Raw genomic sequence first — 24054 nt, forward strand, 5'->3', positions numbered from 1 at the left:
ATCGACCGGATCGATGCCACGGCTGATGTGCTCACGCTGACGGCGGCGCAGTATCAGGCGCTGGGAACGGTGGCGCTGACGGCAGCGGACACGGTGACGCTGGCCGACACGGGCGCGACGATCGGCGCGATGCCGGTGGGAGGCTTTGCGGCCCTCGCGGGCAAGGGCATCGACCGGATCGATGCCACCGACGACGCGCTGACGCTCTCGGTGGCACAGTATCAGGCGTTGGGAACGGTGGCGCTGACGGCAGCGGACACGGTGACGCTGGCCGACACGGGCGCGACGATCGGTGCCATGTCGGTGGGCCGCTTTGCGGCCCTCGCGGCTGCGGGCATCGACTGGATCGACGCCACGGACAATGTGTTGTCCCTTTCGGTGGCCCGGTATCAGGCGCTGGGGACGGTGGCGCTGACGGCGGCCGACGCGGTGACGCTGGCCGATACGGGCGCGGCACTGGGCGTAATATCAGTGGGCGGCTTTGCCGCCTTTGCCGGCAAGGGCATCGACCGGATCGACGCCACGGACGATGTGCTGTCGCTTACGGTGGCGCGATATCAGGCCCTGGGGACGGTTGCCCTGACTGCAGAAGACACGGTGACGCTGGCGGATTCGAGCGCCAATCTGGCAACCCTGTCGATAGCGCAGCTCGCTGCCCTCGCAAGCAACGGGGTGGACCGGATTGACGCTACGAACAATGCGTTTTCCTTAACGGTCGAGAAGCTCCATGCGTTGGGGGCGGTCACGTTCACCTCCGCGGACACGATCACCCTGGCCGACACGTCCGCCGCCCTCGAGGCGGCTTCGGCCGCTGACTTTGCCGCGCTGGCGGGCAAGGGTATCGACCGGATCAATGCCGCGAACAACGTGCTCTCGCTGTCCGTGGCGAAGCTGCAGGCCCTTGGCACCGTCGCGCTGAGGGCGGCGGATACGGTGGCGCTCGTCGACACGGGCGCGAACCTGGCGACGTTGAGTGCGGCGGAGTTTGCCGGTTTGGCGGCCCGTTTCGTCGACAAGATCGATGCGACCGATGATGTCCTGTCGTTGACGGCGGCGCAGGCCGTTGCGGTCGGCGCCGGCCTGCTGACCAGTGTCGACGTGGTGACTCTCGCCGACACAGCCGCGAACATCAGCGCCCTTGCCGAGGCGGCCATTGCCGCACTCGCGGGCAAAGGCATCGACACGATCAACGCGACGGACAACCTGCTGACGCTCTCGGTGGCGCAATATCGCGCACTGGGCGCGGTCACGCTGACCGGAGCCGACGTCGTGATCCTGTCTGATACCTCGGCGAACCTCGCAACCTTGACTCCGGCTGAATACGCCACCCTCGCTGGCAAGGGAGTGGACCGAATCGATGCCACGAACGACACTCTCTCGCTGTCCGTGGCGCAGGTGCTGGCGCTTGGCAGCGTGGCCCTGACGGCGGCGGACGTCGTGACAGTGACCGGCACGGGCGCGGAGATCGCCGCGCTTACGCCGGCCCAGATTCACGATTTGTGGGCAAAGGAAGTCAATTGGTTCAACGCAACAGACGACACGCTGACCCTCACTGCGGCGCAGTATAATGCCATAGATAGTATCGCCCTGACGTCGAACGACGTGGTCTCTCTGGTCGACACGGGCGCCAATCTCGGTGCCCTGGAGGTGGCGGCCTTCGAGGCGATGATCCCCAACGGCATCGACAAGATCGATGCTACCGACGATGTCCTCAGCTTGAGCATCGCCCAGGCGGCGGCATTGGCGCCCGGCATGCTGACGGCAGCCGACGTCGTGACGCTCGTCGATACGGGCGCGGCTATCGCCGCACTGACGCCGGCGCAGATCGCTGCGCTGGCGGACAAGGGCGTTGACCGCATCGATGCCGTGGACGGCACGCTGGCCCTCTCCGTGGCGCAGGCTCTGGCGCTTGGCGTCGTGGCGCTGACGGCGGCGGACGTAGTGACCGTGACCGGCACGGGGGCTGAGATTGCGGCGCTGACACCGGCGCAGGTCTACGACCTGTGGATAAAGGGCTTCGACGCGTTCGATTCGACAGACGGTGCGCTAACCCTCACCGCCGCGCAGTACGACGCGTTGTACGGCATCGCTCTGACGTTCAACGACCTCGTCACCCTGAGCGACACGGGCGCCAATCTCGGCGCCCTGGAAGTGGCGGCCTTCGAGGCGATGATTCCCAACGGCATCGACAAAATCGATGCCACCGATGACGTTTTCAGCCTGAGCGTCGCTCAGGCAGCAGCATTGGCACCCGGCATGCTGACGGCAGCCGACGTCGTGACGCTCGTCGATACGGGCGCGGCTATCGCCGCACTGACATCGGCGCAGATCACTGCACTGGCGGGTAAGGGCATCGACAGAATAGATGCTACCGATGACGCGCTGTCGCTGACGGTGGCGCAGTATCAAGCCTTGGGTGCGGTGACCCTGGTTGCCGCGGACGTGGTGACGCTTGCCGATACGGGCGCAAATATCGGAGCACTTTCCGATTCGGCTTTTGCCGCAATGGCGGGCAAGGGCATCGACAAGATCGACGCAGTTGACGATGTCCTGTCGCTGACGATGGAGCAGTATCAGGCTCTCGGCGCGGTGTCGTTGACCGCCGCCGACGTCGTGACGCTGACCATCTGGGGATGGACGGTCCTCGAGATGTCGGCGACAGACTTTCAGGCACTCGCCGCCAAGGGCATCGACAGGATTGACGTATACGACGACACGTTGACGCTGACCGTGCAGCAGGCGCTGGGGCTGGCCGGCGTGATCACCATCGCGTCTGCGGACGCCGTAACGATGAGTGGTACCAACGCCGAGATAGAATCACTCACTCCCGCGCAGCTCGCGGCTCTGGCAGCGAGCGGTGTCGATTACATTGAAGGGTCTTACGGCGCTCCCCTTGTTTTCAACAAGGCACAATATGCCTCGCTTGGCGGCATGATCAATGTCTCCAGCGGCCACGCCACGCTGGCCGACACGGGTAGCGAGCTGGCTACTCTCACGCCCGAGCAATTGGCTTTGTTTGCCGAGAGGCGCTTCTACTCAATTGATGCAACCGATAATGCATTGAACCTGAGTGTCGCCCAGTATCGTGCCCTCGGCGAAATCGTGGGCTTTCAGGTAAACGACTTGGTGACCCTGCGCGATACCGGCGCGAACATCGCGACGCTCTCGCCCTTGGAGCTCGAATCTTTTCTCTACAGGGTCGACAAGATCGATGCGACCGACGATGCGCTGGCGCTGTCCCGGGCGCAGCTCAACAAAATTATCGACAACGGTATGCTGACCAGCGCGGACGTGGTGACTCTCGCCGACACGAGTGCAAGTTTCAGCGACGCTTACTTCAAATACTATACAGATAGAGGTGTCGATAAGATCGATGCCACCGATGACGTTCTGTCCGTGACTTGGTCGACCGTTCTGGACCTGCCTACGAATGTCCTGACGGCCGCCGACTTTGTGACGATGGCCGATTCCCAGAGCACCTTGCAGTCACTGACTGTTGCGCAGCTCGGCACGCTGGCGGGGAAGGGTATCGACCAGATCCATTCGACGAACAACCAGCTCTCGCTGACGCTCGCCAAGGTGCAGGCTCTGGGCTCGGTCACGATCGCCGGCGCCGACGACGTGACCGTCCTGGACTCGCAGTCCAACCTGAATTCGGCTTCGGCGGCAACGTTTGCCGCGCTCGCCGGCAAGGGCGTCGACCGGATCGACAGCACCAACGATGCACTCACGCTGACGGTGGCGAAACTACAGGCATTGGGCACCGTGCAGTTGACGGCGGCAGACACGGTGGCCCTCATCGACACGGGTGCGAACCTGGCCACGTTGAGTGCAGCCGAGTTTGCCGGTCTGGCGGCGCGGCTCGTCGACAGGATCAATGTGAGCGACGATGTCCTGTCGCTGACGGCGGCGCAGGCTCTTGCGATTACCGCCGGCATGCTCACCCCCGCCGACGTGGTCACTCTCGCCGATACGGGGGCTGCGGTGGCGTCGCTGACGACGGCGCAGATCGCGACCCTGGCCGGCAAGGGCATCGATGTAATCAACGTGACTAACGATGCACTGGCACTGTCGGTGGCGCAGTATCGCGCACTGGGAACCGTTGCCCTGACCGGCGCGGATTATGTGATCCTGGCCGACACATCGGCGAACCTGGCAACGTTGACGCCGGCCGAGAATGCCGCTCTGGCGAGCAAGGGGATCGACGAGGTCCACACGCTCTCGGAAGAGACCACGATCGAGACGGCGATGTCGAGCTACACGCTGGACGCTGTCACCGACAATCTGAAGTTCATCGGCTCGGGACCCTTCTCGGGCACGGGCAATGCCCTCGACAACACGATCACCGGCGGCGCGTCGGGCGACACGTTGCGCGGTCTCGATGGCAACGACACGCTGATCGGCGGCACCGGCGATGACATGCTGATCGGTGGCCTGGGCGCCGATGTCCTGGACGGCGGCGCCGGCAGTGGAGATTACGCGTCGTACGTCAACGCGACGACGGGTGTCACGGCATCCCTTGCCAATCCGTCGGCGAATACCGGCGAGGCGGCAGGCGATACCTATATCGGTATCGAGCGGCTCGAGGGCTCGGCCTTCAACGACACCCTGATCGGCGACGGCGTCGCCAACACCTTGCGCGGCGGCGGCGGTGCCGACGTCCTGAATGGCGGCGGCGGCGCCGACTATGCGAGCTACACCACCGCGACCGCCGGCATCACGGCGTCGCTGGCCAACCCGAGCATCAACACGGGGGATGCGGCAGGGGATACCTACATCTCGATCGAATCTCTCGCGGGTTCGAATTTCGACGACATCCTCGTCGGCGACGCTTTCGATAATTCTTTCCAGGGGAATCTCGGGGCCGACTTTATCGACGGCGGCGCGGGCTTCGACTATGCGTCCTACTTCAATGCCACGACGGGCGTCACCGCATCGCTTGCCAACCCGGCGATCAATACCGGCGAGGCGGCGGGCGATACCTACGCCAACATGGAGGGGCTCACCGGCTCCGCGTTTGCCGACACTCTCATCGGCAATGGCGGCGACAACTGGCTGCTCGGCGGCCTTGGCGCCGACCAGCTCGATGGCGGCCTGGGCTTTGACATTGCGGCCTATGGGAACGCCACCACCGGCGTGACGGCGTCCCTTGCCAACCCGTCGGCCAACACCGGCGAGGCGGCCGGCGATACATTTACTTCGATCGAGGGGCTGTCCGGTTCGTCGTTCAACGACATCCTGATCGGTGACGACAACAACAACACCCTGCGCGGACTGGGCGGGGCCGACGTCCTCAATGGCGGAGGAGGTATCGACACGGCCTTCTACCAGAATGCCTCGTCGGGCGTGACCGCGACGCTGGATACTTCGGTGCCATACTCCAACACGGGAGAGGCGGCAGGCGATACCTACATCTCGATCGAGAATCTCAGCGGTTCGACCTTTGCCGACCTTCTGATCGGAGACTCGGGCAACAACGTGTTGTATGGCAGCGCCGGCGCCGACGTCCTCTTCGGCGGCGCGGGCAACGACACGTTCTACGGCAACGCCCAGACAAGCCCGTTCGATAACGCCACCGACCGCGTCGACTACAGCCTGGTCGCCGGCCTGTCACAGGGCATCTCGGTCAACTGGCTGGCTGGCACCATCACCGGCCAGGCCGGCATCATCGACACCGACCAGATGTGGAACATCGAGGCCGTCTACGGCACCTCCCTGGCCGACACCTTCGATGCGACGGGATATTCGCCGCTATCGGCTCGAGCGGGTGATTTCAGCGCGTATCAGCTGATCCGCGGTGGTGGCGGCAACGATACGATCATCGGCAATGGCAACACCGAGGCGCTGTACGCCGATGCCACGAGCGGCGTCACGGTTACCCTCAGTCTGGTCGGCAATGCCTATACAGGTACGGCGACGGGTGGCGGCGTCGGCACGGACTCCCTCGCCAACGTCAACCGCTTCGTCGGTTCGCTCTACAACGACGTCTTCTGGGGCACGAACAATGTCGAGATCTTCGACGGCTTCGAAGGTGGCGACGACGTGTTCCATGGCGGCGGCGGCATGGACATCGTCGAGTATGACGGCGGCAACCGCATGGCCATCGACGTGCAACTGGCGGCCGGCATCGTCACCGGCCGGGTGTCGGGATCGAATATCGGCACCGATACGCTCGATTCGATCGAGCGCATCAGGGGATCGGAGTTCGACGACAGGTTCGACGCAACCGGCTTCTCCAACCTGAGCACGAATGCCGGCTCTTCGGGCAACTTCAACCGGTTCGAGGGTCAGGGCGGTGCCGACCTGGTGATCGGCAACGGCAACACCTACCTCGACTATTTCAACGCGAGTTCCGGCATCACTGTAACCATGAACGGGCAGGGATCCGGCACGGTGGTTGCCACCTACGGAACCAACACCGCAACCGATACCTTCAGCGGAGTCGGAGGCATCAACGGCGGCAATTCGGCCGACCATTTCGTTGGTGGGACCGGGAGCGACAACTTCTTTGGCCAGGGTGGCAACGACTTCCTGGAAGGAAACGCGGGAGATGACATTCTGGAAGGCGGAACCGGCGCGGACGCCCTGTCCGGTGGCACGGGCTTCGACTTCGCCTCCTATCGGAATGCCGGAGGAGCTGTCACAGCCAACCTGGCGACACTCACCGGTACCGCCGGCGACGCCGCGGGCGATCTCTTCCAGGGCATCGAAGGCCTGATCGGTACGAACTTCAACGACACGCTGACCGGCGACGGCTTCGGCAATATCCTGATCGGCGGTCTCGGTGCCGATGCGCTCGACGGCGGTATCGGAAGCGGTTTCGAGGGCGGTACTTTGATTGACGAGTACGCCAACTACTCGTCTTACGTAAATGCTCAGGTCGGCGTGAGGGTCTCGCTCATCGACCCCGCTACGAACACTGGCGAGGCAGCGGGAGACACTTTCACAAACATAAATGGCCTGATCGGGTCGAACTTCAATGACACGCTGATCGGGTCGTACAACTACGTCAATTTCTTCATCGGTGGAGCGGGTGACGACACTCTGATCGGCGCCCAGAACAGCGATGTCGTCCGCTATGATACGGCGGTTGGCGGCGTTTCCATCAACATGAACGCCGGCACGGTCACGGGAGCGGCCGGCAACGACACGTTCGTTTCCATAGACACGATCTACGGCTCGCACTTCGCGGATTCCTACGACGCCTCGACGATGGGGGCAGGTACGCCGAACGACGCTTGGGACAATATCAACCGCTTCGAAGGGTTCGGTGGCGCCGATACGATCGTCGGCAATGCCCACCTCGATCCTTCGGCCGCAATGTACTCCACGGAGATCTGGTACGTGCATGCGACTGCCGGCATCACGGTCGATATGAGCGGTATCAACGCCGGCACCGTGATCGCGACCTACGGGGCCGACACATCGACCGACACGTTCTCGAATGTGAACTCCTTCTCTGGATCCGACTTCGACGACACATTCAACGGGGGCGAAGGCGCTCAACGCTTCTATGCAGGCGGCGGTAACGACGTGCTGCATGGAGGTGGCGGCAACGACGCGCTTTATGGATACGAGGGCGACGATCAACTGTACGGTGATGCAGGAGACGACTTCCTCGAAGGTGGCGCAGGCGCCGATGTGCTGAACGGCGGCGATGGGATCGATACGGTATCCTACGCACAGTCCGGCTTTTTTGAGAGCGGCCCAATCGGCGTCACGGCCTCGCTTGAGAATCACTCGATCAACGCTGGCGGCCATGCGGCAGGCGATACATATGCTTCGATCGAGAACCTGACGGGAAGCTATGCGAACGACACGCTGATCGGGAACAGTGGAAGCAACGTCCTCTCGGGCCTGGCAGGCCTGGATACCCTGATCGGCAACGGCGGCGGCGACACCTTCCTCTTCAATGTGAGTGGTCCCGGCAATCTCGCGACGATCGTCGGCTACACGCATGGTCAGGATCACATCCATCTCGAGAAGGATGCCTTCTGGGGGGGATTTGGCGCGGAGGGGGCGCTTGCGGCGGATGCGTTCGTGGCCGGCACCGCGGCGCTCGACGCCAACGATCGCATCATCTTCGCCAGTGCCACGGGCAACGTGATGTACGATGCCGACGGCTCGGGCGCCGGCGCTGCGGTGGTTTTCGCGACGATGCAGAACCTGCAGGGCGGATCGCTGAACCACACTGACTTCCTGATCGTCTGACGTTAGAGACGATGGCCCGGACCGGATTTGCCGGTCCGACCGACGGGAGGAGTTCATGCCGTCTGCGCGTAGCAGGGCGTATCGTACCGTGGCCGGCTTCCTGGTCGCGCCGATGATGCCGGCGCTGATCCTGGCCGTCGTCGTGCTCGCCGCCGGCGGTAATTCGCAGGCGCTGGGCTATGCGGCCTTCGCCGGCTACGTCTCCTATCCGTTCGCGTTGCTGGTCGGCTTACCGTCGTTCCTGCTCATGCGCCGCAAGCGCTGGGACGGGCTGCGGGCCTATGCCGTTGCCGGTTTGGTGCTGGCGTTGATCTTCATGGCCCTGTTCGCCGGCACGGCGGGCTTCGAAGGGGAGGCCGCCAACACCGCTTGGCTGAACCTGCTGGCCAATCTCGCCTTCCTGCTGCCCTTCGTGCTGGCCTGCGCTCTGGCCTCGACCATCGTCTTCTGGCTGATCGCGCGGCCCGACCTTCATCGGACCGCCTGAAGCCTGTAACGTCCGGCCCCCGGACTGCAGGAGGTGATGGATGCCCCGTGTCAGCGAGATCGAGGAGGATGGCGGCGATCCCGTCCTCAAGGCTGCTTTCGACAAGCAGCGCGAGATGTTCGGCGGCCTGCTGAACCCGACCAAGGTGATGGCGCATTGCCCGCCGATCCTGCGCGCCGCCGGCATGCTCGGCCAGTCGATCGAGCAGTCGGGGCTCCTGCCCAGGGGACTTCCGGCGCTGCTCTACGTGCGCGTCGCGACGATCAACGGCTGCCCGTTTTGAATTGATATCAATTCCAGCCGTGTGCTGGAGACGACGGAAGGCGGCATGGAGAAGCTGGCCGAGGTCACGACCTGGCGTGACAGCACGCTCTTCAGCGAGGCCGAGCGGTTGGCGCTCGAATATGCCGAGCGCATCACCTACACCGACCGCAAGGTCGACGATGCGCTGGTCGAGGACCTCAAGCGGCACTTCACGGAGGCCCAGATCGTCGAGCTGACGGCGGCGATCGCGATGGAGAACTTCCGCTCGAAGTTCAATCCTGCGCTCGGGATCGAGGCGCAGGGCTTTTGCATGGTGCCGAAGAGGTAGGATGCTGGGGGCGCACCACTCCAGTGGCGCGATCTTCCTGCTGCCGCATCGCATGACGCGCCACTGGAGTGACGCGCCCCCAGCACTATTCCATCTGGATATTGAGCTTCTTCAGGGTCGTGCCCCAGAAGGCGTGCTCGTCGGCGACGAACTTGGTGAACTGCGCGCGGGTACGGTCGGGCGGCATTTCGAGGCCGTCGCGCGCCAGAGCCTCTTCCCACTTCGGATTCTTCATCGCTTCCTTGGCGGCCTTGTCGATCTTGTCGAGGATGTCCGGCGGCGTCTTGGCGGGCGCGAACAGGCCCTGCCAGCTGGTCACGACGACGTCGATGCCCTGTTCCTTCAGGGTCGGCACGTCGGGCAGCGACTTGATGCGCTTGTCGCCGGTCACCGCCAGCGCCTTGAGGTTGCCGCCCTTGACCTGCGACACCGCTGGCGGCAGCGACGAGAAGTTCATGGTGATCTGGCCGCTGATCACGTCGGCCACTGCCGGCCCGGTGCCCTTGTAGGGAACGTGGGTCAGCTTGACGCCGGCGGCTTCGGCGAACAGCGCGCCGGCCAGGTGGTTGTTTCCGCCCACGCCCGACGAGGAATAGGTGAGTTTCTCGGGATCCTTCTTGGCGAGCGCCACAAGCTCGGCCGCGTTCTTGACCGGCACCGAGTTACCCACCACCAGCACATACTGGTAGTCCGTGATCTGGCAGATCGGCGCCAGGCTGGCGAGCGTGTCGATCATGCCCTTCTGGACATGCGGGTTGATGATCACGTTGGTGCCGACGGCCACGAAGATGGTCTGGCCGTCCGGCTTGGCATTGGCGACGGCGCGCAGGCCGATCGAGCCGGCCGCGCCGCCCTTGTTGTCGATGATGATCTGCTGGCCGATCACCGGCGTCATGACGTTCGCCAGCTCGCGGGCGTTGATGTCGGTGCTGCCGCCCGCGGCGTAGCCCACGACGAAAGTGACCGGGCCGGTCGGCCAGTTGGCCTGGGCGCGCGAGGCGGACGGCAGCAGCAGCGACGAGCCGCCGAGGGCCAGAGCGTGACGCCGGGTGATTGGGAACATGTATTTCCTCCTCGATCGCGCGCGGTTACCCGCGTCGCGCAAACTTGACCTTTGCCGAGACCTTGAAGCCAATCCCGCTCCGCAGCAAGCGGGGGCCTAGTTCTTCCCTGCCACGTACTTGCCGGCGCCGTCGCCCGCGAGCTTGCCCAGCACCGCGCCGGACACCAGGCCCGTGCCGCCCGGATAGTTGTGATAGAACAGCCCGCCCACCAGCTCGCCCGCGGCGAACAGGCCGGGGATGGCGTGGCCGTCGGTGCTCTCGACCTCGCCCTCGTTGCTGATCTTCAGGCCGCCGAAGGTGAAGGTGAGGCCACAGGTCACGGCGTAGGCCTCGAACGGCGCCGCGTCGATCGTGTTGGCCCAGTTGCTCTTCGGCACCGCGAGGCCACGCGTGCCGCGGCCGTCCTTGATCGCCGGGTTGAATGTCACGTCGGTCATCACCGCCGCGTTCCATTCCTTGATGGTCTTGAGGAACTGCTCCTGGTTCACGCCCTCGAGCTTGGTCGCCAGCTCCTCGATCGTGTCGGCGCGCACCTTGGTCATGCGCTTGATGCGGTACTCGTCGCGCAGCTTGTCGAGCACCTTCGAGTCGAAGATCTGCCACGCGAACTGTTGCGGCTGCGACAGGATCACCGCGCCGTACTTGGCGTAGGTGTAGTTGCGGAAGTCAGCGCCCTCGTCGACGAAGCGCAGCCCGTTGGCGTTCACCATGATGCCGAGCGGGTAGGAGTGCTTCTGGAAGTTGTCGCCGACATCGAGGTCGCCGAACTCCGGCGCGTTCATATCCCAGCCGACGGCGTGGCCGCCCGACCAGTTGCCGTGCGGCTTGGCGCCGATCGCCAGCGCCATGTTGATGCCGGCACCGGTGTTGAAGCGGGTACCGCGCACCTTGGCGAGATCCCAGGTCGGCCCGAGATAGCGCGTGCGCATCTCGGCATTGCTCTCGAAGCCGCCGCAGGCCAGCACGACCGCCTTGGCGCCGATCCTGACCTTGCGGCCCTTGTGGCGCGCGATCACGCCGCGCACGACGCCGTCTTCCTCGATCAGCGACACCGCCGCCGTCTCGTAGTGGATCGGGATGCCGGCCTTCACCGCGGCCTTGTGCTCGAGGTCGACGAGGCCCGGCCCGCCGCCCCAGGCTTCGACGGCGAGGCCGCCCCAGAACTTGTACTTGCCGTTCACCTTGAAGGCCTGCCGGCCGTAGGAGGGCTGGAAGCGCACGCCCTTGGAGCGCATCCACTTCATGGTCTCGAAGCTGCGGCCGATCAGGATGTCGGTCAGCTCGGGGTCGCAGCGGTAGTTGGTCACGCGGCCCATGTCGTCGAGATACTCGTCGGCGGTGTAGCTGCCGAAATCGACGTCGCGCTTCTCGTCCTCGGTGAGGTCGTAGAGCTGCACCAGGTCGTCGACGCCATGGAAGACCACGCGCATGGCGCCGGCCGTGTAGGTGCTGTTGCCGCCGCGCTCCTCTTCGGGAGCGGCCTCCAGCATGGCGACCGAGGCGCCCGTCTCACGCGCCGCGAGAGCCGCGCACGCCGCCGCATTGCCGGCACCCACCACCAACACATCGACCTGAAAATCGTCCACGCCTCGCTCCTCGATTCCGGCACCAAATTTGCGATACAATAGGCGCAATGGGTGATCGTTTCGACCGTCTTGCGACCCGGCATGCAAATGTCGAGGTCCTGCTACGCCGTCCCGGCATCGGGCACAATAACGGGCCGACCTTCGACATGTCGTGGGGCGCCTGGGTTTGGCGCCGCGCCGCCGCCAAGGCCTGGAAGACGCCCAGCCCCGAAGTCGCGAAAATGCGCGTGCGGCGGGCCGAGCGGCTGGGGATCACCTACAAGGAACTCACCGCATCCCTGATGAACACCGGCGCCCATCTGGGTGCCGCGGTGATGCCGCTGTCGCTGGCAGCCCGGGTGCGCCGTGGGCCCAACCGCGAGATCATCGTCGAAGCCCGCAATTCGGTGGCCGCCCTGGTCGCGAAGTTCGGCGGCCGGCTGTTTCTGCTGGGCGATATCGACGCCGTGCCGGCCCTCACCGACGAGGAGCGCGCCCAGTTCCTGTCGATCGTCAACCGCGCCTTCGACGGCAAGGTCGAGGCGATCGGCTGGGGCCACGACGGCAAGGCGATCCGCACGATGCTCAAGGCCAATGCCGTTCCGCATCAGGAGACGTTCCTGGTCGGCGCCGGCGTCGTCCATCAGGTGCTGGGCGAGGCGGCGGGCCTGCCGTTCACCAAGGATATCGACACGTGGCTCGCCCCGACCGGGTGAGGTATCTGATGGGGCATGACCTCATCGTTTGAACCGCCTCTCAAGGGCGTCCGCGTCGTCGAGCTCACCCACACAATCCTGGGACCGTCCTGCGGGATGATCCTGGCCGATCTCGGCGCCGAGGTGATCAAGGTCGAGCCGGTCGACGGCGACCGCACGCGCAAGCTGCGCGGCTTTGGCGCCGGCTTCTTCGGCTACTTCAACCGCAACAAGAAGAGCCTGGCGCTCGATGCGGATTCGCCCGAGGGCCGCAAGGTGCTGGTGAAGCTGCTCGAGAAGGCCGACGTGCTGATCGAGAATTTCGCGCCGGGTTCGATGGCCAAGCGCAAGCTGGGTCCGGCAGACCTCGAGAAGATCAATCCGCGTCTCGTCTACTGCGCGCTGAAGGGCTTCCTGCCCGGCCCTTACGAGAAGCGGCCGGCGCTCGACGAGGTCGTGCAGATGATGGGCGGGCTCGCCTACATGACGGGTCCCAGCGGCCGGCCGTTGCGCGCCGGCACCTCGGTGATCGACATCGTGGGCGGCATGTTCGGCGCGTTCGGCACCGTGCTGGCGCTGAAGCAGCGCGATCGGACGGGGAAGGGTGGTCTGGTCGAGAGCGCGCTGTTCGAATCGGTGGTCTTCCTGATGGGCCAGCATCTCGCGATCACCGCGATCAACGGTGCCCCGCCGCCGCCGATGCCGGAGAGGGTGAGCTCGTGGGCGGTCTACGAGATCTTCAACACCGCCGACGGGCTGCAGGTCTTCATCGGCATCACCAGCGACGGCCAGTGGAAGCGCTTCTGCGAGTTCTTCAAGCAGCCCGAGCTGGCCGCCGACCCGAAGCTCGCCACCAACAACCTGCGTATCGAGGCGCGGCCGTGGCTGGTGCCGAAGGTTGCCGAGGTCTTCAAGGCCTACACCAAGGGGGCGCTCGAGCAGATGTGCCTCGACGCCGACATCTCCTTCGCGCCGGTCGCCCGGCCGCAGGACCTGTTCGATCATCCGCATCTGCTGGCCAACGGCTCGCTGGCGCCGACCACCCTGCCGGGCGGCGTGCAGACCCAGTTGCCGCTGCTGCCCTTCCAGATGATGGGCTGGCGGCCGCCGCTCACGTCCGATCCGCCGGAGATCGGCCAGCACAATGACGAAGTGCTGGAGGCGCTGGGCTATGGTATCGTCGAGGTCGGCAGGCTGAAGGAAGCCGGCACGCTCGGTCCGCGGTAGGGCCGGTCTCCGATCCCGCGCGGAAGGCGCACCGGCGGCCGCTCGTGATGGAATTCCGGCGAATAAACGAAACAAACGAAATAAAAGAAACAAACGATTCGAAGAAGGCGGCCCGGCACGTCGCGCGATCTCCCGCCGTGGTGCCGCTCTCCGCGCCTTGGTGGCATGAGAGAAAATATCCAGACCCGGGGATAATCCGCAGGGAACATAACTAGAACTAGTGTCAAGAACATTAGTTCAATCAGGGAGTTATTTGTTTCATTGCCGAATGGAACAAAATGGGTACATTGGCGCCACCAGACGATCCAACCCGCGGCGGACTTATCCGCATTGCCGCTCCTGACAGGGGCATGGGAAGAAGGAGAGAGCCAATGTCGGCGATGCTCAAGGTGGTCGAAAAAGAAGGCATGGAAAACAAGAACAAGGCGCTGGATGCCGCGCTCGCCCAGATCGAGCGCGCCTTCGGCAAGGGCTCCATCATGAAGCTCGGCCAGCGCGAGGCGCTGGAGATCGAGGCGATCTCGACCGGCTCGCTGGGCCTCGATATCGCGCTGGGCATCGGCGGCCTGCCCAAGGGCCGCATCGTCGAGATTTATGGTCCGGAAAGCTCGGGCAAGACGACGCTCGCGCTGCACGTCATCGCCGAGGCCCAGAAGAAGGGCGGTTCCTGCGCCTTCATCGACGCCGAGCATGCGCTCGATCCGGGCTACGCCAAGAAGCTGGGCGTCGATATCGGCAACCTGCTGATCTCCCAGCCCGACGCCGGCGAGCAGGCGCTCGAGATCGCCGATACGCTGGTACGCTCCGGCGCCATCGACGTGCTGGTGATCGACTCGGTCGCCGCCCTCGTGCCGCGCGCCGAGCTCGAAGGCGAGATGGGCGATTCGCTGCCGGGCCTGCATGCCCGCCTGATGAGCCAGGCGCTGCGCAAGCTCACCGCCTCGATCTCCAAGTCGAACACGCTGGTGATCTTCATCAACCAGATCCGCATGAAGATCGGCGTCATGTTCGGCAGCCCCGAGACGACGACGGGCGGCAATGCGCTGAAGTTCTACGCCTCGGTCCGCCTCGACATCCGCCGTATCGGCGCGCTCAAGGACAAGGACGAGGTCGTCGGCAACGCCACGCGCGTCAAGGTCGTGAAGAACAAGGTGGCGCCGCCGTTCAAGGTCGTCGAGTTCGACATCATGTACGGCGAGGGCGTCTCCAAGGCCGGCGAACTGATCGATCTCGGCGAGAAGGCCGGCGTCGTCGAGAAGTCGGGCTCCTGGTACTCCTACGACGGCACCCGCATCGGCCAGGGCCGCGAGAACGCCAAGAATTACCTCAAGGAGCACCCCGAGGTCGCCAATGCGATCGAGAACAAGGTGCGTGCCAACGCCGGCATCCTCGCCAACGCCCTGATGGAGGGCGGCAAGGAAGACGACGACGACGAGGAATAGCGGACCCCGATCCCCTGTCTCCGGGTCCCTAAGGGCGGTGCCACACCCCACGCGTGGCACCGCCCATTTTCTTTGGGCGCCTTTGGCGCCTAAAGAAAATGGGCGGGGCGGGCGGCAGCGCATTCAAATGCGCGAGAGCCCGCACAGCGCAGAAAAGACACGAGCGGTGCAGCACACCCTCAGGATTTCCGCGACATCCCCTTCAGGAACTTCTGAATCCACTCCGGCCCCGTGCGCCGCGCCCCGGCCTTGGGGCGGCTCTTCGCCCAATCCATCAGCAGCGCCAGCGGAAACCACTCTTCGCGTTCGTCCTGCAGGCCTCGCGCCGCCAGCGAGACCTTCGGCACCGGCACGGGCGTCACGCCTTCCTGCTCGGGCCCGGCGCAAAGTTCGGCGGGCGACGTGACGAGATACTCGCGGCAAACCAGCGGCCGGTCCGGATGGATGGAGCAGCTCTCCTCCTCGAGGAAGGGGCAGGCGATGCCCAGCGCAAAGTAGCCGGTCGAGAGTTCGCGGTCGGGCCGGCCCTTGCGTTCCTTCAGGTCGGCGGCGGCGAGGGCGGCTTCGGCAGCGGCGAACCGGGCCTGCAGCACGGCGCGCCGCCCGGCCGGCAGGGCCGCGACCGTCACCAGCAGCCGTTCAGCCTCCGTGCGCGAGATCGGCACGAGCTGGCGGCAGCAGGCGCCGCAACCCTTGCGGCAGGAGATCGCCTTGCCGGCCTCGGCCGCCGTGACCACCGCGTTCACCAGCCCCTGGAGGGCAGGAACGACGTCCGCCGCGGCCACCGGGCCGGTCGGGACGGTGATCGGATGGACGATCCGGAGGTCTCCCACGGAGAGGCGAAGAGTGGCGGTAGAATGGGCCTCGGCGGCCATTTAGCCTGGGTTCCCTGTTCTGGACTTGGCGGGCGGGCGCACGCTACAAGGCCGGCATGCAAAGCGTCAGCGAAATCCGCCGCACCTTCCTAGAGTACTTCCGCAAGAACGGCCACGAAGTCGTGGAGTCGAGCCCCCTGGTGCCTCGCAACGACCCGACGCTGATGTTCACGAACGCCGGCATGGTTCAGTTCAAGAACGTCTTCACGGGCCTGGAGACGCGTTCCTATTCGCGGGCGGCGACCTCGCAGAAATGCGTGCGCGCCGGCGGCAAGCACAACGATCTCGAGAATGTGGGCTACACCGCCCGGCACCACACCTTCTTCGAGATGCTGGGCAACTTCTCGTTCGGCGACTACTTCAAGGAACACGCGATCGAGCTCGCCTGGAACCTCCTGACGAAGGATTACGGCCTTCCGAAGGACAAGCTGCTGGTCACGGTCTATCACACCGACGACGAGGCGGCCGGCCATTGGAAGAAGATCGCGGGCCTGTCGGATGACAAGATCATCCGTATCCCGACCTCGGACAATTTCTGGGCGATGGGCGATACCGGCCCGTGCGGCCCGTGCTCGGAGATCTTCTACGACCACGGCGAGAGCATCCCGGGCGGCCCGCCGGGCAGCGCCGACCAGGACGGCGACCGGTTCATCGAGATCTGGAACCTGGTCTTCATGCAGTTCGAGCAGGTGACCAAGGAAGAGCGCGTTCCTCTGCCCAAGCCCTCGATCGACACCGGCATGGGCCTTGAGCGGCTCGCGACCGTCCTGCAGCACAAGCACAACAACTACGACATCGACCTGTTCCGGGCCCTGATCGAGGCGACGGCGCACGAGATCAACGTCGATCCCGACGGCGCGCAGAGCGCCTCGCTCAAGGTCATCGCCGACCATCTGCGCGCGACCTCCTTCCTGATCGCCGACGGCGTGCTGCCGTCGAACGAAGGCCGCGGCTACGTCCTGCGCCGCATCATGCGCCGCGCGATGCGCCATGCGCACATCCTGGGCGCGCAAGACCCGGTGATCTTCAAGCTGGTGCCGACCCTGGTGCACGAGATGGGCGATGCCTATCCCGAACTGTCGCGCGCCCAGCCGCTGATCACCGAGACGCTGAAGCTCGAGGAGACGCGCTTCAAGAAGACCCTGGGCACCGGCCTCAAGCTGCTCGAGGACGAGACCAAGGGCCTGAGCGCCGGCGGCACGCTGAAGGGCGAGGTCGCGTTCAAGCTCTACGACACGTTCGGCTTTCCGCTCGACCTGACGCAGGACGTGCTGCGCGCGCGCGACATCAAGGTCGACACGGCGGGCTTCGAGACCTCGATGGACGAGCAGCGCGCCAAGGCGCGCGCGGCCTGGGCCGGCTCGGGCGAGACGGCGGACACGGCGATCTGGTTCGACGTGCGCCAGAAGGCCGGCGCCACCGAGTTCCTGGGCTACGACACCGAGCGCGCCGAGGGCCAGATCAAGGCGATCCTGCTCGACGGCAAGGAAGTCTCGTCCCTGAAGGCCGGCCAGACCGGCTGGATCGTGACCAACCAGACGCCGTTCTACGCCGAGTCGGGTGGACAGCAGGGTGATGCCGGCCGGCTGGTGAGCGGCGCCAACGAGGCGTCGGTCGCCGACGTCCAGAAGATGGTGGGCGATCTGCATGCGCATCACGCCAAGGTCGAGAAGGGCGAGCTTAAGGTCGGCGACGATCTCGTCATGACCATCGACCCCATCCGCCGTGCCCAGTTGCGCGCCCATCATTCGGCGACCCACCTGCTGCACGAGGCGCTGCGCCGCCATCTCGGCAAGCATGTCACGCAGAAGGGTTCGCTGGTCGCGCCCGACCGGCTGCGCTTCGACATCAGCCACACCAAGGCGGTCTCGCCGGAGGAGCTGCGCAAGATCGAGGACGAGGTGAACGACCGCATCCGCCACAACTCGGCGGTCGAGACGCGTCTCATGACGCCGGACGAGGCGATCGCGGCCGGCGCCATGGCGCTGTTCGGCGAGAAGTACGGCGACGAGGTGCGCGTGCTCTCGATGGGCGGCGATGCCGACGTTCCCGGCGGCGAGAAATACTCGGTCGAGCTGTGCGGCGGCACGCATGCGCGGCGCACCGGCGATATCGGCCTGTTCAAGATCGTGGGCGAGGGCGCGGTCGCGGCCGGCGTCCGCCGCATCGAGGCGCTGGCCGGTAATGCGGCCGAGGCGCATGTCCGTCACCAGGCCGACCTGCTGGCCGAGGCGGCGGCGACCCTGAAGGTGCGGCCCGAGGACCTGCCGGCGCGGCTGGCGGCGCTGGTCGAGGGCCAGAAGAAGATCGAGCGCGAACTGTCCGACGCGCGCAAGGCGCTGGCGCTGGCCGGCGGCGGCTCGGGCGGTGCTGCGGCGGCCGACGAGGTGCGCGAGGTCGGCGGCGTCAAGCTGATCGGCCGCGTGCTGAACGGCGTGCCGGGCAAGGACCTCAAGGGCATGGCCGACGAGTTCAAGAAGAAGCTGGGCTCGGGCGTCGTGGCGCTGATCGGCGTCGAGGACGGCAAGGCCTCGGCCGTGGTCGGCGTCACGGAAGACCTCGCCAAGACCCACAGCGCCGTCGAGCTCGTGAAGGCGGGCGTGGCGGCTCTGGGCGGCAAGGGCGGCGGCGGCCGGCCCGACATGGCGCAGGGCGGCGGTCCTGACGGAAGCAAGGCGTCCGATGCGCTGAAGGCCATCGAGGCGGCGCTGGCAGGCGCCGCATGAAGCTCGCGCTCGCCCTCGTGATGGCGGCGGCGGCGATGTCGGCCTGCGCGCCCAAGGACTTCGCCAAGGAAGGCAGCAACGCCGAGCAGTTCACGAAGGACGAATCGCAGTGCCGCACCCAGGTCCGGGCGAGGGCGCAGCAGGAGCGCAACATCGACGACGAGCGCCGGGCGACGTTCGCCTCCGAGCGCGAGCGCTACGGCCAGCAGGGGCTTTACTCCGACATGGCCAACCAAGGGTACAAGTACAGCTTCGAGCGCAGCATGGCGAACTGCATGGAAGCGCGCGGCTGGGCACCCAAGCAGAACGGGCCGATCCCCATGCCCAAGCTGACATGGTGACATGGGCGCGCTGACGATTTTCCTGATCTACCTGGCCAGCGGCGTCGCGACCTTCCCCCTCACCATCATGCTGGTGCGCGGTGCCGTGTCGGTGGCGGCGCCGTCGCGCGCCACGCCGGCGTTCCACCGGCGGCTGGACAACGCCATGAGCTGGTCGATCACTGTCTGGATCCTGGGCGTGTTCGTCTTCTATGCGACCGCGATCCTCATCGAGCGGCAAAAGCCCTGCGACGACCAGATGACCAACCAGCTCACCTACGACTGCAAGAAATACCTGGGCGCGATCAAATAATCGCATGGGTCGGCTGACGAACCGTCATTGCTCGTGAACGGTGCGCGCCGGCGCGCTAGAATGAACCCATGTCGACCCGGCAAGCCCTTGCTTTCCTTGGCCTCGTCATCCTGCTCGGCGGCTGCGAGACACGGGCGGAGCGTGAGGCCGTGTTCGACAATCAGCTCCGCGCCATGGCGGGCGCGCCGGAGGCCGGGCTGCTGAACAGCATGGGCCGCATCCCCGACAACACCTACCAGCTCGAGGATGGCGCCAAGATCCTGCAATGGCGATGGGACACGTCCTACATCGATCCCGGCATGCCGCCGATGTACCAGCGCTTCGGCGGTTGGGGATGGGGCTGGGGCGGCGGCTGGTGGGTCCCGATGGGCGGCTTCCCGCCGACCCTGGTGCGCCAGAGCTGCATCGTCGAATGGACGATGGTCTCGGGCTCGGCGCAGGGCTATCGCTGGCAGGGCGCCGGCTGCCAGAAGGTCACGCCATAAGAATACCGGCATAAAAATACCGGCCGATCGCCTCCACGGAGGCAACCGGCCGGTAGCGTTCGGACTTCGCGCTTACCAGTAGGTCGGCACACCGTAATACTTGTCGACCTGGCGGCCATAGTCCGGCGTCCAGCTGAAATTCTCCGCATCGTCGTATGTGGGAGCGCCCTCCAGGATCTTCTTGTCGAGGGCCACGACATAGCCGCCCTGGCGCTCGTCGTACTTCAGCGTCGACCAGGGCAGCGGATGGTGCTTCTCGCCGAGGCCGAGGAAGCCGCCGAACGACATCACGGCATAGATGGCGCGTCCGCTCACCTTGTCGATCATGATGTCCTCGACGGTGCCGAGCTTGTCGCCCTGCAGGTTGTAGACGTCGGTGCCGGTGACGCGCTCGGCGGCGATCAGGTTCTTGGGCGTGAGGGTCAGGTCGGTCATTGCTCTCTCCTGTTCGGTGATTGGGTGCCTGAGGAACGCGGGCTCACCCAGCCAGTTGCGGGAGGTCGCAAAGACTTCACATTGAACTTGAACGGCCCTATTCGGGCGCCTTGCGCAACCTTTCGCCGACGGCGACGATCATCGCTTCATAGGAGGAGACGTCCCTCGCATTGGCGGCGCGGGGAAGGGAACGATAGCGCTGGCGGCCGAAGTCGGTGAGGCGTGCCACGCCGGCGTCGATCTCCACGAGCGACAGCGATGTCAGGCGCATCAGGTCACGCGGGGCAAGGTCCTTCATCGGGGAAATACCGAGCGCAACTCGACGCAACGTCACTTCCTCGTTGGGACTGAGTGGAGCATCCAGGCTGCGTGACATCGTCTTCCCCTCGCATCACTAAAGGCCCATCGCGTCCGCAGGGCAAGACCAACTGGCCGCATCTTCGGTGCGGTTTCTCCTTTCAACGTTAACTAGCGAACTGAAGTGGCACCGGCATGGTGCCGCTTGTGACATTGCTGCGACCCGCGGCGGGGTTTTCCACCGCTGCGGAGCGCCTCAGGCGCGCGCGTGCGCGTGGAAGACCTTGCTGTCGATCCGCCAATCGCCCTCGCGCCGGACCATCACGAAGAAATCCGTGTAGCGCGTGCCGCGCCAGTTGAGCGCTTCCAGCCGCGCCATCGCGGCACCGCCGGCGGGCTCTATCGATACGATGCGGGCCTCCAGCCCTGGCGCGGGGCCACCCTTGGCGACGGCGTCGCAGAACTCGGCCAGGCTCCACGTCACCGGCTTGCCGCCGTAACTGCCGCTTACACGCGCGCCGTCTGTGAAGGCCGAGCGCAGCAAAGCGATGTCGCCCGACCGCGCGCCGTCGATATAGCGCTGGAGTGTGTCGGCGATGGCGTTGGGAACGGCGAAGCTCTCGGTTTCGGTCTGGTCGGTCATGCAGGCCTCCTTGGCGGGAGGCAAATTTCCTCCAGGGACGGCCGGCATGTCCTTGCGTCTATAGCCCACAAAAGCCTATCCGTTGGCACGTCATTGCGCTGTGGGCCAGCCGGGAGGAGAAAAATGCCAAGCGAAGAACTCGACGCGATCGACCGGCGCATCGTGGCTGCGCTGCAGGCCGACGGCCGCCTGAGCAATGTCGATCTTGCCGAGAAGGTCGGCCTGTCGCCGTCGCCCTGCCTGCGTCGGGTCAACCGGCTGGAGCACGAGGGCTACATAGAGGGCTACCGCGCGATGCTGGGCCGCAAGCGCATCGGGCTCGGCCTCACCGTCTTCGTCGGCGTGAAGATCGAGGGCCATGCCGACGATCGCGCCACGACCTTCGAGGAGGAGGCTGTCGCCTTCCCGGAAGTCATCGCCTGCCACATGGTGGCGGGCGATGCCGACTATCTCCTGGAAGTCACCGTGCCCGACCTCGACTCTTACCAGCGCTTCCTGGTCGGCAAGCTTCTGGACCTGCCTCTGGTCCGCGAGGTGAAGAGCACCATCGCGATCCAGACCCTGAAGGCCGGCGCGGTGCTGCCGCTGGGGCACCTTGCGCCCTGACGCCGCTCACTCGGCGGCGCGGACACTCTGCGTCGTGGGCGCAATGCCCTTCATCGTGCCACCGTAGCGATCGGTGAAGGCCGTCGTGTCGATCTCCTCCAGCTCGATCTGGCGATCGAGGACGCGCTCCTTCCACTTCAGCAGTTCGGGATGGGCGCCCTGGAACTCGGGCATCACTTCCTTGGCGAACAGTTCGAGCGATTCGCAGATATCCTCGTGGCGGTTCTTGCCGGCCTGGTTCAGCAGCACGACCTGGTCGATGTTGGAGGCCTGGAACTTCTTCAGCTTGCGGCGGATGGTTTCCGGCGAGCCGATCAGGCCGCCGCGCAGCGCGGCGGCATGCTGCTCCGGATTGGCCTTCTTCCACTTCTGGTACTCGTCCCACATGTTGACCGTGCCGGCGGCCGGGCGGCGCCGGTCAGCCGACTGGCCGTAGAAGCGCAGCGCGAATTGGAAGAACGTGTCGCCGTCGGCACGTTCGCGCGCCTCCTCGTCGGTCTTGGCGCACATGAAGAAGCTGACCAGCGCGATGTTCGGATTGGTCTTGTAGTCGGCGAGCTTCTTCTGCCGCTTCACGAAGGCGTTGTAGTAGGCGTGCACCCAGGCATGCGCGGCATCGGCCGAGACGAACTGGAAGCCGAGCGCCCCCATGCCCCATTCGCCGGCCTTGGTCAGCGTCTGCAGCTGCGAGCAGGCGACCCAGAGCGGCGGGTGCGGCTTCTGCAGCGGCTTGGGCACGACCATGCGCAGCGGGATGTTCCAGACCCTGCCCTGGTGCTCGCTGGGCCCGTCCTTGAACATCGGCATGATGGCGCGGACCGCTTCCTCGAAGATCTCGCGCTTGTTCTCCATGGTGACGCCGAACGGCTCGAGCTCGGTGATCGAGGCGCTCTCGCCCATGCCGAACTCGCAGCGCCCGTTCGACAACAGGTCGAGGGTGGCGACCCGCTCGGCGACGCGCGTCGGATGGTTGGTCGTCACCTGGAAGATGCCGTGGCCCAGGCGGATGTTCTTGGTCCGCTGGCTCGCCGCCGCGAGGAAGGACTCAGGGCTCGGCGAGTGGGAATATTCTTCGAGGAAGTGATGCTCGACCTGCCACGCGTGGTCGTAGCCCAGCCGGTCCGCCAGCTCGATCTGGTCGAGTGCGTTCTGATAGAGCCGATGCTCGTCACCCGGCGCCCACGGGCGGGGCAGTTGCAGCTCGTAGAAGATGCCGAATTTCATGTCGTTCCTCCTTGAGGAGAGCATGACGTGGATTTGCGCTGGCGCAAATGGGCTGCAATCGGTCAATGAAATGGGGTTGTGGAGGTGCCGAGATACAATATCTACTCGTCCGCGGTATTATCATACCTCTTCCAAGGCATGAGGTTCTCGATTCGTTTGAGTCGTTTATTGCGTTTGTTTCGTTTATTTGCCGGAACGCCGACTTTCCAACGGCCTGCTGATCGACATCCAGCGAGGTTGACATCTTACCATATCACCCCGCCATCGCGCAGCTTCTGGTTCGAGACATCCCAGAAGCCTCGTCTTGGCCCTTAAGGAGCGCGCCGCCGCCAACGGCCTCAGCGCCGAGGCCGAGCACCGCCTGATCCTCGAAGAGGCCCTGCGCAGCGGCCGCAACGAGTTCCGCAAACGGGGCCGGGCGCCTGCGCGCCCAGACCGCCGGCAGGATCCAGGCTGAGGCAGCCGACCTCAGCCGCGAGGATCGCGACTCCCGATGACGATCGTCGTCGACGCATCGATCGTTCTGAAATGGGTGCTGGAGGAGCCGGGGAGCGACGTAGCCGAAGAGCTGCTAGAGAAGGATCTGGCAGCGCCCTCGCTATGGTTGCTCCGAGCCGCAAACGCCCTGTGGCGCGCACGGTTCGAGGTGAGCTGACGCCCGCGGAAGCCGAGGAGCGGCTGAGCGAACTTACCAAGGCGCCGGTCGCGAGCATGCCGCTAGAGCAGGATCTTCCGGAGGCGATGCGATGGCCTCCAGCTCAAACACCCGGTCTACGACTGCCTCTACCTGGCGCTCGCGAAGCGTCTGGGAACCTATGTCGTCACCGCCAACACCCGATTTGGCCAG

General features: G+C 65.3%; 21 protein-coding genes. 14 read left to right on the plus strand and 7 right to left on the minus strand.

Annotated elements, in window-relative coordinates; translation table 11 throughout:
• Positions 1-27: 27 nt before the first annotated feature.
• Genes AC1ROX_RS16575 through AC1ROX_RS16590 form a run of 4 tightly spaced genes read left to right on the plus strand, consistent with a single transcriptional unit; the run spans position 28 to position 9290 of the window.
• A complete protein-coding gene (locus AC1ROX_RS16575; protein ID WP_493127040.1) occupies positions 28-8211 on the plus strand; it encodes a beta strand repeat-containing protein in 8184 nt (2727 codons plus the stop codon).
• 55 nt (positions 8212-8266) lie between these two features.
• Positions 8267-8698, plus strand: coding sequence for a hypothetical protein (locus AC1ROX_RS16580; RefSeq protein ID WP_493127041.1), 432 nt, complete (start codon positions 8267-8269; stop codon positions 8696-8698).
• A gap of 40 nt (positions 8699-8738) precedes the next feature.
• Entirely contained in the window at positions 8739-8981 is a 243-nt protein-coding gene (locus AC1ROX_RS16585; RefSeq protein WP_493127042.1) for a hypothetical protein, read from the plus strand.
• A 45-nt stretch (positions 8982-9026) separates the two neighbouring features.
• The gene (locus AC1ROX_RS16590; protein WP_493127044.1) at positions 9027-9290 is read left to right on the plus strand and encodes a carboxymuconolactone decarboxylase family protein; all 264 of its coding nucleotides are present in this window, start codon (positions 9027-9029) and stop codon (positions 9288-9290) included.
• A gap of 85 nt (positions 9291-9375) precedes the next feature.
• Here the strand turns inward: AC1ROX_RS16590 and AC1ROX_RS16595 are convergent, their stop codons facing one another.
• Both AC1ROX_RS16595 and tcuA read right to left on the minus strand, forming a co-directional pair.
• The gene (locus AC1ROX_RS16595) at positions 9376-10353 is read right to left on the minus strand and encodes a Bug family tripartite tricarboxylate transporter substrate binding protein (protein WP_493127046.1); all 978 of its coding nucleotides are present in this window, start codon (positions 10351-10353) and stop codon (positions 9376-9378) included.
• Positions 10354-10449: 96 nt separating this feature from the next.
• Positions 10450-11940, minus strand: coding sequence for an FAD-dependent tricarballylate dehydrogenase TcuA (gene tcuA / locus AC1ROX_RS16600; protein ID WP_493127048.1), 1491 nt, complete (start codon positions 11938-11940; stop codon positions 10450-10452).
• A 47-nt stretch (positions 11941-11987) separates the two neighbouring features.
• Between tcuA and AC1ROX_RS16605 the strand changes: the two genes are divergently transcribed.
• The 3 genes from AC1ROX_RS16605 to recA all read left to right on the plus strand — a co-directional run bounded on the left by AC1ROX_RS16605 (position 11988) and on the right by recA (position 15283).
• A complete protein-coding gene (locus tag AC1ROX_RS16605; RefSeq protein ID WP_493127050.1) occupies positions 11988-12635 on the plus strand; it encodes a hypothetical protein in 648 nt (215 codons plus the stop codon).
• 15 nt (positions 12636-12650) lie between these two features.
• Positions 12651-13841 carry a CaiB/BaiF CoA transferase family protein gene (locus AC1ROX_RS16610; RefSeq protein WP_493127052.1) on the plus strand — a complete coding sequence of 397 codons (1191 nt, stop codon included), beginning with the start codon at positions 12651-12653 and terminating at the stop codon, positions 13839-13841.
• 371 nt (positions 13842-14212) lie between these two features.
• Complete coding sequence (gene recA, locus AC1ROX_RS16615) at positions 14213-15283, plus strand: recombinase RecA (RefSeq protein WP_493127054.1); 1071 nt, start codon at positions 14213-14215, stop codon at positions 15281-15283.
• Between the two features lie 179 nt (positions 15284-15462).
• On the opposite strand, the gene AC1ROX_RS16620 is transcribed toward recA, so the two are convergent.
• A complete protein-coding gene (locus AC1ROX_RS16620) occupies positions 15463-16158 on the minus strand; it encodes a YkgJ family cysteine cluster protein (RefSeq protein ID WP_493127056.1) in 696 nt (231 codons plus the stop codon).
• A gap of 56 nt (positions 16159-16214) precedes the next feature.
• On the opposite strand from AC1ROX_RS16620, the gene alaS reads away from it, so the two are divergent.
• The 4 genes from alaS (at position 16215) to AC1ROX_RS16640 (ending at position 20002) form a co-directional block, all read left to right on the plus strand.
• Positions 16215-18884 carry an alanine--tRNA ligase gene (gene alaS, locus AC1ROX_RS16625; protein ID WP_493127058.1) on the plus strand — a complete coding sequence of 890 codons (2670 nt, stop codon included), beginning with the start codon at positions 16215-16217 and terminating at the stop codon, positions 18882-18884.
• Entirely contained in the window at positions 18881-19225 is a 345-nt protein-coding gene (locus AC1ROX_RS16630; protein ID WP_493127060.1) for a hypothetical protein, read from the plus strand. Before alaS ends, AC1ROX_RS16630 begins: the two co-directional genes overlap by 4 nt.
• A 1-nt stretch (position 19226) precedes the next feature.
• On the plus strand, positions 19227-19517 hold the full coding sequence (locus tag AC1ROX_RS16635) for a hypothetical protein (RefSeq protein WP_493127062.1): 291 nt from the start codon (positions 19227-19229) through the stop codon (positions 19515-19517).
• Between the two features lie 68 nt (positions 19518-19585).
• Entirely contained in the window at positions 19586-20002 is a 417-nt protein-coding gene (locus tag AC1ROX_RS16640) for a hypothetical protein (RefSeq protein WP_493127064.1), read from the plus strand.
• 72 nt (positions 20003-20074) lie between these two features.
• Here AC1ROX_RS16640 and AC1ROX_RS16645 read toward each other — a convergent pair whose 3' ends face one another.
• From AC1ROX_RS16645 to AC1ROX_RS16655, 3 genes are all read right to left on the minus strand, one after another.
• Entirely contained in the window at positions 20075-20437 is a 363-nt protein-coding gene (locus AC1ROX_RS16645; protein ID WP_493127066.1) for a PRC-barrel domain-containing protein, read from the minus strand.
• Positions 20438-20534: 97 nt separating this feature from the next.
• Positions 20535-20813, minus strand: a complete 279-nt coding sequence (locus tag AC1ROX_RS16650; RefSeq protein WP_493127068.1) for a hypothetical protein — start codon at positions 20811-20813, stop codon at positions 20535-20537.
• A gap of 177 nt (positions 20814-20990) precedes the next feature.
• Positions 20991-21377 (minus strand): nuclear transport factor 2 family protein, encoded by a 387-nt coding sequence (locus tag AC1ROX_RS16655; protein ID WP_493127070.1) that lies wholly within the window; start codon positions 21375-21377, stop codon positions 20991-20993.
• 123 nt (positions 21378-21500) lie between these two features.
• Here AC1ROX_RS16655 and AC1ROX_RS16660 point away from each other — a divergent pair, with 123 nt between their 5' ends.
• Positions 21501-21983: an Lrp/AsnC family transcriptional regulator gene (locus AC1ROX_RS16660; protein WP_493127072.1), complete on the plus strand. Its 483-nt coding sequence runs from the start codon at positions 21501-21503 to the stop codon at positions 21981-21983.
• A 6-nt stretch (positions 21984-21989) separates the two neighbouring features.
• Here the strand turns inward: AC1ROX_RS16660 and AC1ROX_RS16665 are convergent, their stop codons facing one another.
• On the minus strand, positions 21990-23207 hold the full coding sequence (locus AC1ROX_RS16665; protein ID WP_493127074.1) for an LLM class flavin-dependent oxidoreductase: 1218 nt from the start codon (positions 23205-23207) through the stop codon (positions 21990-21992).
• 304 nt (positions 23208-23511) lie between these two features.
• On the opposite strand from AC1ROX_RS16665, the gene AC1ROX_RS16670 reads away from it, so the two are divergent.
• Both AC1ROX_RS16670 and AC1ROX_RS16675 read left to right on the plus strand, forming a co-directional pair.
• Positions 23512-23664, plus strand: a complete 153-nt coding sequence (locus AC1ROX_RS16670) for a FitA-like ribbon-helix-helix domain-containing protein (protein WP_493127076.1) — start codon at positions 23512-23514, stop codon at positions 23662-23664.
• A 36-nt stretch (positions 23665-23700) separates the two neighbouring features.
• Entirely contained in the window at positions 23701-23862 is a 162-nt protein-coding gene (locus AC1ROX_RS16675) for a type II toxin-antitoxin system VapC family toxin (protein ID WP_493127078.1), read from the plus strand.
• Positions 23863-24054 lie beyond the last annotated feature (192 nt).

The organism is Reyranella sp. GW821-FHT14A01 (assembly GCF_058803965.1).